Annotated in this window: 11 protein-coding genes; 3 read left to right on the top strand and 8 right to left on the bottom strand. The window is 56.5% G+C overall.

All coding sequences use genetic code 11. The features are described from left to right. Positions 1-12: 12 nt before the first annotated feature. Entirely contained in the window at positions 13-1,056 is a 1,044-nt protein-coding gene (gene dctP / locus BM347_RS07055; protein WP_093915735.1) for a TRAP transporter substrate-binding protein DctP, read from the bottom strand. A 744-nt stretch (positions 1,057-1,800) separates the two neighbouring features. Here dctP and BM347_RS17560 point away from each other — a divergent pair. The 3 genes from BM347_RS17560 (at position 1,801) to nanR (ending at position 3,910) form a co-directional block, all read left to right on the top strand. Beyond that, the gene (locus tag BM347_RS17560; protein WP_175498525.1) at positions 1,801-1,956 is read left to right on the top strand and encodes a hypothetical protein; all 156 of its coding nucleotides are present in this window, start codon (positions 1,801-1,803) and stop codon (positions 1,954-1,956) included. Between the two features lie 321 nt (positions 1,957-2,277). Beyond that, positions 2,278-3,105 (top strand): phosphogluconate dehydrogenase C-terminal domain-containing protein, encoded by an 828-nt coding sequence (locus tag BM347_RS07050; protein WP_139226459.1) that lies wholly within the window; start codon positions 2,278-2,280, stop codon positions 3,103-3,105. Positions 3,106-3,184: 79 nt separating this feature from the next. Then, positions 3,185-3,910: a transcriptional regulator NanR gene (gene nanR / locus BM347_RS07045; RefSeq protein ID WP_093915733.1), complete on the top strand. Its 726-nt coding sequence runs from the start codon at positions 3,185-3,187 to the stop codon at positions 3,908-3,910. 8 nt (positions 3,911-3,918) lie between these two features. Here the strand turns inward: nanR and BM347_RS07040 are convergent, their stop codons facing one another. The 7 genes from BM347_RS07040 to cobD form a co-directional block, all read right to left on the bottom strand. After that, positions 3,919-5,667 carry a D-apionate lactonase family protein gene (locus tag BM347_RS07040; RefSeq protein WP_093915732.1) on the bottom strand — a complete coding sequence of 583 codons (1,749 nt, stop codon included), beginning with the start codon at positions 5,665-5,667 and terminating at the stop codon, positions 3,919-3,921. Continuing rightward, positions 5,664-6,680: a Gfo/Idh/MocA family protein gene (locus BM347_RS07035; RefSeq protein WP_093915731.1), complete on the bottom strand. Its 1,017-nt coding sequence runs from the start codon at positions 6,678-6,680 to the stop codon at positions 5,664-5,666. Before BM347_RS07035 ends, BM347_RS07040 begins: the two co-directional genes overlap by 4 nt. Positions 6,681-6,689: 9 nt before the next feature. Continuing rightward, complete coding sequence (locus BM347_RS07030; RefSeq protein WP_093915730.1) at positions 6,690-7,751, bottom strand: ABC transporter permease; 1,062 nt, start codon at positions 7,749-7,751, stop codon at positions 6,690-6,692. After that, a complete protein-coding gene (locus tag BM347_RS07025) occupies positions 7,751-9,292 on the bottom strand; it encodes a sugar ABC transporter ATP-binding protein (protein WP_093915729.1) in 1,542 nt (513 codons plus the stop codon). Before BM347_RS07025 ends, BM347_RS07030 begins: the two co-directional genes overlap by 1 nt. Continuing rightward, positions 9,289-9,939, bottom strand: a complete 651-nt coding sequence (locus BM347_RS07020) for a DUF2291 family protein (protein ID WP_093915728.1) — start codon at positions 9,937-9,939, stop codon at positions 9,289-9,291. The genes BM347_RS07025 and BM347_RS07020 overlap by 4 nt, the downstream gene beginning before the upstream one ends. Before the next feature lie 68 nt (positions 9,940-10,007). Continuing rightward, positions 10,008-10,955, bottom strand: a complete 948-nt coding sequence (locus tag BM347_RS07015) for a D-ribose ABC transporter substrate-binding protein (RefSeq protein ID WP_093915727.1) — start codon at positions 10,953-10,955, stop codon at positions 10,008-10,010. 276 nt (positions 10,956-11,231) lie between these two features. Continuing rightward, complete coding sequence (cobD, locus tag BM347_RS07010; protein ID WP_093915726.1) at positions 11,232-12,221, bottom strand: threonine-phosphate decarboxylase CobD; 990 nt, start codon at positions 12,219-12,221, stop codon at positions 11,232-11,234. Between the last annotated feature and the right edge of the window lie 4 nt (positions 12,222-12,225).

Raw genomic sequence — 12,225 nt, 5'->3', positions numbered from 1 at the left:
AGGAAACGGGGCTTAGGCGTAGCCCATATCCTTCATCAGCGTGCGATAGATGTCAGCTGCCTTTGCGGCTTTCTCGCCCTTCTGGCCTTCGGTCTCAAGGATCTGAGCCGAGGCCGTCGCGAGCATTTCCAACACATCATCCGGCAGGGTCATCACTTCGACGCCATCATTGGCCACGCCTTCGGTCAGCGCAATCGCTTCAAAATGTTGATACTCGGCCGACCGCAGGAAGAACCGCGTTGTGATCGTATCAACCAAGGCGCTGCGCAGATCGTCCGGCAGCCCCTCAAGCGCGTCTTGGTTCAGGATGAACGCGTCGGTTGTTTGCGCCAGAACCGGTTTGTAGTGGTATTTACACACTTCCCACAGAGACATGGATTGCGCCCCAATGGCAGCACCCCAATGTGCACCGTCCACGACACCAGAACTGAGCGATTGATACAGCTCTGATCCGGGGATGTATTGCGGTGCCGCACCGGCAGCGGCCAGATAATCCAGCATCGCGCCAGAGGACCGGATCTTGAGGCCTTGGAAGTCGGCGGCAGATTCGATCTTTTTGGACAGAACCATTTCCGTCGGCAGAACTTTTTCGCACATCATATGCACGCCGTCAGCGTTCAGGTCCTCGTTCACCAGCGCCTCGACGCCAAGGTTCTTGATCGCGTGTTCCATTTCCCACGCTTGGCGCAGGGTGCCCGGGATGCCATAGGCAAATGTCGCGGCTTCGGCCTGATCCGAGATATAGGACGGGCTGATCGTGCCCATCGGTACAACGCCCTTGCGCACGATGTTATAGATGTCAGGCCCTTTGGCGAATTCACCCGCGCCCAGCAGTTCCAGCTTGAACGCGCCTTCGGTTTTCTCCTCAAGCTGCGCGGCAACGACGCCTAGGCTGGCGGTAAAGGAACTGGATGCTTTGGGCCAATGCGCCTGAACGCGCCAAGTCACTTCGCCCGCTGCAATTGCCTTGCCAACAAGTGCCGGCGATGCGACGGCGGCAACAGCCGCGCCGCGCAACATGGACCGGCGGTTCAGCTTCATATTCTCTTTTGTCATGTCTTCCTCCCATTGATTTCATCAATCGACGTGCCTTGGTTTGGCCCGTCCAGTTCGCCAGCAATCCCGACGAATGTTACTCCCGTAGAATGATCCTGACAAATGTCCGGTTGAACCTCAACAGAATTATTTGTGAAACGGTCATAGGCCCCAGTTCAGCGTCAAAACCCCGATAAACTCCCGCATTGGCTGGAGTTCACGGTTAAATGTACCCTCAAAGTTGCCGCAGGGTTCGACAGCAACGTGGCAACTTTCAGCCCGCTTTCATTTGCCGTGCAGTCCCGCACTCCGACGTCTTTTGCTTGCGTGCCCAGATGCAGGCGGAAAGCCACCTATGGCCCGCTCAGCACTTCTATTATGGGTTGAATGTAGTGCTATTTATGCGAAAATATACCCCTGTGGCGCTTTTGTGTGAAGCTGTTAACAGTCAGACCAAGAAAATAGTAAAATAAGGGCAGTCATAAATTTCGCGTCACCTCTCATCAGGGTTATTGGACTGATAGGTTTGCGCTGTCCGCTTTCGCGGCTGGCGCGATCAATGACTCGCTCGCAAGAGAATTTGACTGCTTAATCCGGCGAATGGTTTCCGCCGGATCACGCTGGGTGCGTAACGCGTAAATCAGTAATGGTGGATAGTTAGTACTAGTGGACAGGCTCGTTATACTTCTCGCAATCGGATATGCTTGTGGCGCTGTCGTCAGTGGCATTTTCGCGATCAACCAACCTATATGGCTGGGATTGCTGATGTTTTGGCTTGGCGGTGCCGTTGCGGCCATCATCGCGGCGCTGGTTTTCAAACTATGCGTCTGCGCCGCGCAAAAAATCCGGGACCGCTATAAAGGCTCGCCCGCGATGCGGGGGAAAACGGGCTGCACCAGCCGGAAGACACAACTGCGCTGACCTGTTGGCTCGAACGCTGCGGGCAGCCGAAATCAAACTCACCCCTCCTTGGTTAATCACGACGACCTGCGCTCATACCGTTGGTGATATAGGCGTGCCAGCGCCCCGACGCGAAAGCGATGCACAACTGCGCGTTTACCGAAAGAAAGTCCAAAATCATCTCCTCGGAATGATCCCGCCCCGCCCTTTGAGGTTGGGCGCGATCTAACCATTGCATTTTGTTGCGGGTGCCCTTGACTTACCGGTGTGCTTAGTACCTTATTATACCAGCTACTAATTCACCATAAAATTGGTGCGAATGATATCTTTGGGAGAACGAGCGTGACGAAAATCGCATTATTTGGGGCTGGCGGAAAAATGGGGGTTCGTCTGTCGCGCAACCTTGCTGCGACGGATTTTCACACCGTCCATGTCGAGGTTTCCGACATCGGAAAAGAGCGACTGAAGACCGAGTTGGGCTTTGACTGCCAAGACCCCGATATCGCGCTCGAAGATGCCGATGTGATCGTTTTGGCCGTGCCGGATACCGCCATCGGCAAGGTGACTGCGGGCATCATAGACAAGGTGAAATCCGGTGCCATGATCATCTGCCTTGATGCCGCTGCCCCCTTTGCGGGCCACCTGCCCAAGCGTGATGATGTTACCTATTTCGTCAGCCACCCGTGCCATCCCCCGATCTTTAACGATGAAAAAACCGAGGCCGGCCGCAAGGATTACTTTGGCGGGGTGGCTGCACAGCAAGGTATTGTAAACGCTCTTATGCAGGGCCCCGAGGCGGATTATGCCTTGGGCGAAGCCGTAGGCAAAGCGATCTATGCACCCGTCGCGCGGTCCCACAGGGTGACTGTTGAGCAAATGGCGCTGCTCGAACCGGGTCTGTCCGAAACCGTCTGTGCATCGCTTCTCGACATCATGCGCGAGGCCATGGACGAAGTGGTGGATCGTGGGGTTCCCAAAGAGGCTGCGCGCGATTTCCTGCTGGGCCATATGAACATTCTGGGCGCGGTCATCTTTGAAGAGGTCGACGGCGTATTTTCAGACGCATGCAACAAGGCAATCGAGTTCGGAAAGCCCGTGTTGATGCGCGATGATTGGAAGCGCGTGTTCGAACCAGACGAGATCGCCGCCAGCATCGAACGGATCACCTAAAGCGGCCAAGCAATCCACTTGTAGCACCAGTAAATAAGTCTTACAGTTGCCGTACATCCTAACTGGGAAACGGCACGACATGAGCAAAGAAGGTGAACAGGACCGCAAGATCGTCCGGCTGAAGCTGTCTGATCAGGTTTTTGAACGGCTGCGCGAACTGGTGGCAAGCGGTGAGCTTGCGCCCGGTGATTTCGTGCCGTCAGAACGAACCTTGATGGAACGGTTTGGCGTGGGACGCCCCGCGGTACGCGAAGCGTTGCAAGCCATGCAAAGCAAGGGTTTGATCACCATTACCCATGGCGGTCGTAGCCGCGTCAACGCGCTTACTGCCGGGGTTGCGTTCAGCCAATTGGATGACATCGCCAAACTGCTACTGTCGAGCGAGCCGGCAAATATCGAACATCTCAAAGTCATCCGGCACATTTTAGAACGGGGCACAGCGCGGCTTGCAGCTGCTAAATGCACCTCGAAGGACGCCGCCGACCTGACCGAGCTGATCGAGCTTCAGCGCGCGCAACTTGGCGACGCTGAGGCCTTTATGAAGGCCGATATTGCCTTTCACACGCGGCTTGCTGAAATCACCGGAAACCCGCTGATCAAAGCCATCACCGAAATGATGCTGACCTGGTTGTTCGAATATCACGCCTCGCTGCTTTTGTGGTCTGGGCGCGAAGAAACGACGCTTAGCGAACATGCGGTTATCGTGAAGTGCCTGAAGGCCAACGACGAAGACGGCACGGAACACGCATTGGAAGCGCACCTAAGCCGTGCCGATTCCAAGTTCTCATCCGCAAACCAGACCTAGTTGCTAGCCTAATCTACGGCGCGCCATTCAAACGGGCTGAGATCACCGTTATCTTCGGGCGTAAGGTTGGCTGTGATAACAGTGGTGCCAACTGACAGTTTCGCAATACCGTCGCTGATCTGTGCGCCTTTTACCACTTGTCCCGCAAGCGATGCCAGCATTGCCAATGCCTGCGTGATGGGCCAATCCGACTGCCCTGTCGTCCCTACGAACCCGATACCGCGCGGGCCGTATATTGCCGCCGGTGTCCAGACCGCGACGTTCGCAGCGGCCAACGCAGTGGCAAGCCCCATAACATAGGCCGCGCCAAATTGGCCACGATGGCGCGGGTCGTCATCAGTCATGCAAACACGCTGCGCATCGGGGTTCGGGATCACGCGGTTGCCATAAGGGTTTTGGCGCATCGCAATCGTCGCCGGGCCAATACGGTACTGCATATCGTCGAAAATCGCCCGTGCAGATCGGGTGATATGAGGGATCGTTTCCAAGGTTTCCATCACCGAGATATCATCCGCAGCATGGACAATCGGGCATAGCCCGTGGCTGACGAAGTCCAGCATCTTCAGTGGCGGGCGTTTACGGTTCAACTCGGGGAAAAAGCTGACCATGCCACCGCCCAGCATGACATCGGGAAAGGCGTCAGCCGCCGCACGGTGGATGTCTTCCAGCGGTGGGCAATCCGGCCAGTCCGATCCCGGCGGCGTCGATTGCCGGTCAGCGGACGGGCAAACCGTCACGCTGGCCGGGACCAGCCCAAACGCCTGTATATGAGCCGCCACAGCACCGAGTTCGGCCGCAGGCGTGTCGGCGCAGGCCAGAATAAGCTCAAGGTCAAACAGGACATCGGGGCATGCAGATTGCGCCGTCGCAAAAGCCTGTATCTGGGCCTCTAGGCCGCCCAACTCCATGTCCAGATGGCACAGCAACCGCTGCGGGTTCACCCCTGCCAGATCGCTAGGCGACCCGGCAAGTCGGCGCGCATCCTCCGGTGTTACCACCAACGCCATATCTGGAAAAATGGCCTCGCTTGATGTCTGCGGCTCTGGCCGGGATCGCGCATAGGGCAACGGCGCGCCGATGCTTAGAACAACAGATTGTGCCAGCCCGTCCCCCTCGGTGATCTGATAGGGCCAAGGTTTCGCAAGCGGGCGGTTATACGTCTTGTAAGACGCATCCCCCCACTGCCGCTGGTCTTCCATCTCAAACGTATCGCCCTCTAACCGGCAGGTTACTGAATAATCGCCAACCGTGTGGGTCAAAGACGCGATATCCATAAACGGTTGCCATGGCTCTATCAGCATTGGGAATGTCGTTTCTTCCAGCGTGCCATCACTATGACCCACATGCACGGGCTGCCCCGCCACGCCATCAATTGGATGCAAAACCGTAAAGCCCGCGCGGTTGGTTTCAAAATCACCCTTTGTGATACCATCTGCGCGCATGGATAGCTGCCCGGCAGTGACCTCAACCTCGATATCAACGATCAACTGCGCCGGTCCGTTTGTGTAAGTTGCGGTATAGGCGATACGCAGGCCAGCGTCGGTCTGGCTGATGACCTCATCCTGAATTTGCGGCACCAAGGTGCCCCAATCACGATCCCTGACCAGAAACGCAATACTGCGGATTGCCTCTGTCCCGTTCAGCTTGATATGCCGCAAGCTGCCTGCCTCAAGCGTGAAGGCCCATGGCGCGCAGGCCAGCGGCGTGCCGGTCACCGCAGGCTGGTCCGTCCCGAACAAGAGTGTGTTCCGGCTCAATGTTCCGACAGCCGCACTGTCCTGCCCTCAGCGGCGGACAGATAGGCCGCTTCGACCAGTGCTAGCGTTTGCAGGTTGTCTGCCCCCGATGTTTGCGGCGCGCGGCCCTTGGCCACGCAATCGACAAAGTGCTGTTGGATCGTCAGTACGCTTTCTTGGATATTGTGCCATGGTTTTTCAGCCCAAGACAGCACGGGCGGGTTCACATCCACGCTATGCGTTTCCTTACCGGTCACCGACAACTGATACCCCGCATCCAAGCGGGCCGTCCCTTCGGTGCCGTCAATCTCCAGCAAAGTTTCCGGGAAAGTCTCAGGCGTGCGGCGGGTGGCGTAAGAACAATCCACGACGCTTGTCGCTCCGCCCGCATGGGTCAACAACATCGTCGCCACGTCCTCGCCCTTGATATTGGGGTTCACGCGTTTCGTTGTTGCAGCAATGCGGTCGGCATCCCCCAGAAAGGCGCGGGCAATATCGAGAATGTGAATGCCCAGATCTTCGATGATGAAACGCGCCCCTTCCGCCAGATAGGGCTGACCGGAAAACACATCATAGCCGGAGCGGAAACTGAAACGGCCAAAGAACGGATCCCCAATCGATCCGGATTTCACGACATAAAGCGCCGCTTGAATCGCCGATTGCCAGCGGAAATTCTCGTGCACCATGAGCGTCTTTTGCGCGGCATCCGCAGCGGCCACCATTGCGCGCGCATCCGCCAGATTATCGGCAAAGGGCTTTTGGCAGATAATGTGAACGCCAGCTTCTGCGGCCATTTTCACCAGCGGCAAATGCGATGGCACAGTGGTGGCAATATCGACAAAATCGAACCCGCCCACGGCGAACATTTCAGCGGCATCCGCATGGGTACGCGTTATATTAAAATCCGCAGCCGATTGCGCGAGCCGCCCGGCGTCTTGATCACACAGGGCGACGATTTCGACCCCGTCGATATCACGCCATGCATGTAGTTGGTTTTGCGCGAAGAACCCACATCCGATCAATGCACCCTTCATCCGAACCCCCTATTTATCCATGGCCGCTTGGGCACGCAGCACAACACGGGCCTGAACCTTTTGCTGGGCTTGGTCGATAACCACAGCCGCAATGATCACAAGGCCCTTGATGACGGTTTGCCAGAATGACGAAACCCCCATCATCACCAGCCCGTCCGAAAGCACCCCGATCACGAAAGCCCCGATAATCGTTCCAATGATGCGCCCGCGCCCGCCAGACATTGACGTGCCGCCCAGAACTGCCGCCGCAATGGCGTTCAGCTCGAACGTGTCGCCTGTCGCGGGATGTGCCGCCACCAGCTGGGACGAGATGATAAGCCCGACCAAAGCGGCACAGAAGCCGGAGAAAATATAGACGAAATACTTGGTGCGGTTGACTTTGATCCCCGACAAACCGGCCGCGCGTTCATTGCCGCCCACCGCATAGATGTGCCGGCCCAACGGCGTCCGCGCAGCGATATATCCGGCAAGACATCCAACAACGATCAGCAGCGCAATCGAAAACGGAATACCGAAAATGTCGCCCGTGCCGATCCAGCGGAAGGTGTCCGAGCCGTATTCAGGATTGCCATTCAGGTTCGGAAAGGTGCGCCCATCCGAGCTAAGCATCGCTGCACCGCGCGCCACATAAAGCGTGCCCAGCGTTGCAATAAAGGGGGCCACGTTCAGTTGCGTGATCAAGAACCCGTTCAAGGCCCCAATCGCAACCCCCACAAGGATCACCAAAAGGCAGATCTCGAACGTGTTAAACTGGATTGACCACCCAAGCCCGACATCGATCCCGTTCAGCACAAGATAGCCAGCGACCATCCCGCAAAGCCCCACGATGGACCCGACCGAAAGGTCGATCCCCCCCGACACAATGACAAAGGTCATGCCAATCGCCAAAAACGCGTTCAATGCCACGTGTTTCGACATGATCACCATATTGGCGGTGGACATGAAGTTTGGCGCATGCAGCGCGAAAAACACAAAGACCAAAATCAGTGCGATGAACGTCCGCGCCTTGAGCAGCAAAAGCAATGCATCCGATCCTGACCAAGATGGCATGTTGGTGGTTTGATCAGTCATCAGACGGATTCCTTACTTTTATGTTCTGTTTTGTGCCCGACCGCAGAGGCTTCGATAAGCTTGGCATTGGTTGCCTCGTCGCGGGTGAATTCACCGGTGATACGGCCGTTTGACATGACAAGAATACGATCAGACAGCGACATAACCTCGTCCAGATCAGAGGTGACAAAAATGATGCCCAGCCCTTCGGCGGCCAGCTGGCGCATGACGCGAAACACTTCGGCCTTTGCGCCAATATCGATGCCACGTGATGGCTCGTCCATCAGCAGCACCTTCGGGTCGGTCATCAGCGCCTTGGCAATCACCACCTTTTGCTGGTTGCCCCCTGACAGCGATGAAACCTCATGTTCGGGGGATGCGATTTTGATCGTCATACGTTTTACAAAATCCGCGACCGTCTGCTTTTCGCGCACAAGGCTAAGATGCACCGCCTTGGTAAAGCGCGACAGGCTGGACATCGTCATGTTTTCGCGGATTGACAGAATTTGTACCAGCCCATCGTTCTTACGATCCTCGGGGATCAGGGCAAGGCCACGGCTGATCCGTGCCGAAACGCCTTTTTCTTTTAGGGGCACGCCATCAATCGCAAAGCTTCCCGTGGCATACCGGTGACGCCCGATAACACATTCCAAAAACTCGGATCGGCCCGCCCCCATCAGCCCATAGACGCCCAGGATTTCACCTTTGCGCAGTGACATGGATACATCGTCGACGACCAGATCACCGCCCGCACCTGGCAGGGACACATGCTCGGCGCTGAACACTTCGTCGCCAAAGGGGTGATCAATCTCTTTGGCGAAATCCTTGCCACTTTCGCCGATCATATTGTGGACGATCCAATCGACATCCACGCCTTCCATCGACCGCGCGCCGGTGATCACACCATCGCGCAGCACGGTGATATAGTCGCCGATCTGGATCAGTTCCTCTAGCCGGTGCGAAATATAGACCAGCCCAACGCCGCGTTTTTTTAGGTCCGCAATAACCCTGAAAAGTATCTCGACCTCGGCGGCGGACAGGGCCGAGGTCGGTTCATCCAAAATCAGAATCCGGGCGTCATGGGCCAGTGATTTGGCAATTTCAACGATCTGTTGCTGGCCGACACGCAGATCACCGACCAGATCATCGGGGTCGATATCCTGCTCAAGCTGGATCATCAGCTCACGGGTTCTAGCCCGCTGCGTGGCCTTGTCGATATCAATACCACCACGGGTCTTTTCGCGGGCCACAAAGATGTTTTCGGCGACGGTCATATTGGGAAACAGGTTCAGTTCCTGAAACACAATACCGATACCGTTGCGCGCCGCCTCTTCTGTGGTGCGAAAAGTAACTTCTTGGCCATCAATAATAATCTTGCCTTCGGTCAGTTGTTCAACACCGGCAATGACCTTCATCATCGTGGATTTGCCAGCGCCATTTTCCCCAACAAGGACGTTCACCGCCCCCATGTGCAGGTCGAAATCCGCCGCCTTTAGCGCAACCGTTCCGGGATAAACCTTGGTCCCGTTACGGATAGAAAGGCCGATTTCATGGGCGGTCATGGCGCACCAAAAGTGAGAGTGGTGGGGACAATTTCGGGACGGCTTTCAACGTCCTTGAACGTATAAATACCCGCGAAACTGACTGTTTTCCCAATCGGGTCTTCGGTCGGTATCATCAGGTTTTCATGGGCCATCGCGTTTAACCCGCCAGCCAGCTTTGCAAATTCGATCTGATCACGGAAATCGGTAAAGCTCAGGAATGACATCGCGTCGCGCAGGGCCGTGCCACGAATGATTGGGCCCAGCTGGATGGTCACATCCGGTTTGCCGTCGCCAACCGTGTCAACCTGCAGCTTCGCCGCGCGGCTTTTCATCTTTGTCTCGACGATCACCCCGGTGCCCGTCACGCCAAAATTCCATGCGCTGGCTTCGCCCACCGGCTTGTAACCATATTTGGCACCAGCAGCGTCGACATCTTGTGCAAGCGCTGCGCGCACGTCGGCAAGCGGGGCCAGCAGATCAGCAACGGCAGGCAAAACCTGCGGCTCCCAAATCTCTCGGGCTAAAGCGGCCATTCGGGCCTGATCCGTTTGCGCTTCCTCAGCCTGCCCAGCCTCGGCCGGATCGGCATTCTTAACAATCTTACAACCGCCCAACGCCACAAGGCTACTCAGCAGGAAAACAGAAATTTGTAGCGTAGGACGCATGCAGACTCCCCCAGAAAGGACCCGCCTTGCATGGCGAGCCCCATATTTTCATGGATATTCTTAGTCGATTACGAGCTTAGCGCGAAAGTCTCGAGATCGGCAGCGTTATCGGAATTGATCAAAACACAATCCATCAACTGCTTTTCCTGCAGGCCCGTTGAGCCGGTTTGAATATACTGATCGGCCTGCTCAACCGCGATCTGCGCCTGACGGTATGCTGGCTGCAGAACGGTCGCCTTGATACCACCCGCAAGGATGCTATCGCGCACATCGTTGGAGCCATCAAACCCGACAACGATTACCTCGTTGCGGCCCGCAGCCTCAAGCGCGGCCCACGCGCCCATTGCCATGGTATCATTTCCGCAGATCACACCCTTGATGTCCGGGTTTGCCTGCAAGATGGATTCCATCTTTTCAAAGGCCTCGGTCTGAGACCAGTTTGCCGATTGCTGCGCAACCATCACCAGATCGGGGTATTGGTCAATAATGTCGTGGTAGCCAGAAGACCGGATGCCCGCATTGGTGTCCGCCTCACGGCCCAGAAGCTCAACATAGTTGCCCTCTTCACCCATTATGGTCACGAACTCTTCGGCACCCAACTGTGCACCTTGGTAGTTGTTGGAAACGATTTGGCTGATGGCGATGCCTGATTCTTTGATTTCGCGGTCAATCAGGAACGACGGGATACCCGCATCCAGCGCACGTTTTACAACGGCGACAGTTGCGTCGGCACCAGCATTATCAAGCACGATCGCGTCCGCGCCACGGGCGATGGCCGTGTCAAACAGTTCGGATTGCTTGTTTGGATCATCATCATGCACCAGCACGATGGTCTCATATCCCAGTTCTTGCGCACGCGCTTCGGCACCTACGGCTTCGGCTTTAAAGAACGGGTTGTCATGACTTGGTGTGATAATGGCGATCAGACCTTTGCCTTGTGCACGCACGATGGACGTGGATGCCAGTGTCACTGCGGCTGCAAGACCGGACACAAAAACGCGGCGATTCGTATTCATTTTTCTCTCCTCCCAAAATGCCAGCTTTACGATAGTAAGCGAGCTGGCCTTCACTTTTTTACAGTTTGGTCATATTGTCAACAGGTATGATGAGTAATCATCTTCATGACCTCCCACTTTCGAAACCGAGGGATTGAGGTTGAAACAAACGTCTCCGATGGTGCCGGGACATCCGACACGCTTCAGGCGCAAACCCTGCGAGGCTTTAGGCGCTTTTCTATATGTATGTTGTACTAGGCGGGTGGGTCATGGGTCGTGCCCCGCGCCCATAGATCGCTAGGTGGCTGCGGATGCAGACAGCTTCATTGCAGCCTCAAGCCGTGACCAATCGCCCTGTGATCCGGGCAGGCCAAGCCTTATCCAGCTATCAGAATATGGAAAGACCCGGGTCCAAATATGATGCGTAGCAATATCTCGCTGCGCCTTGGCGGCGTCTCGTGTGGCATAAGTGCGAAACAAAGACGTTCCGCCAACCAGTTGCCATCCCAAATCCGTTGCCAGCACATCAAGGCGGGCTGCATCCTGCCGCAGTTGCCTGCGTGTCTGCTCCGCCCATGCATCATCTTCAAATGCACGCTTGCACACGTCTATCGCCATGCCTGAAACCGGCCAGGGGCCAACCATATCTCGGATTTTACCCGCCACCGCAGGCACCCCCAGCACAAAGCCGAGGCGTACACCGGCCAACCCGTAAAACTTCCCGAACGAGCGAAGGATAACGACGTTGCCCGGCAAGTCCTGTGGACCGCTGGCCAATGACATCTCGGGCTCCGGGTCGGCAAAGCTTTCGTCGACGATCAACAAACCGACCTTTGTAGAAAGGGCCAGCAAGGTCTGGGGGGGATAAACTTTGCCATCCGGGTTGTTAGGGTTCACCACGACGGCGAGGTCATAGCCTTCCAGCGCCTCAATCGCCGCGACCTCCTGCACGTCCCAACCGCCAGACCGCAAGGCCGCCGCGTGTTCATTATAGGTCGGCGTCAGAACGGCGGCGCGTCCGGCGGGCGTAAGCATTGGCACCAATTGGATCGCCGCTTGGGCACCCGCCACGGCAACCACATCAAGGGACGTGCGATAGGCGCGCTGCGCCGCCCCCTCAAGTCCGGCGAGGCTTCCGTGTTCGGGAAGCCGCGCCCATGCAGCCGCAGGCACCTGCCCCACAGGATAGGGTGTCGCATTGATCCCGGTCGACAGGTCAATCCAATCAGCAGGATCGCCGCCGAATTCCGATATCGCCAATCCCATATTACCGCCGTGGTCTCGCATCCCG

Source organism: Sulfitobacter marinus, assembly GCF_900116285.1.
GTDB lineage: Bacteria > Pseudomonadota > Alphaproteobacteria > Rhodobacterales > Rhodobacteraceae > Sulfitobacter > Sulfitobacter marinus.
The sequence above is the reverse complement of the archived record's forward strand: the minus strand, read 5'-3'. Positions and strand labels throughout refer to the sequence as shown.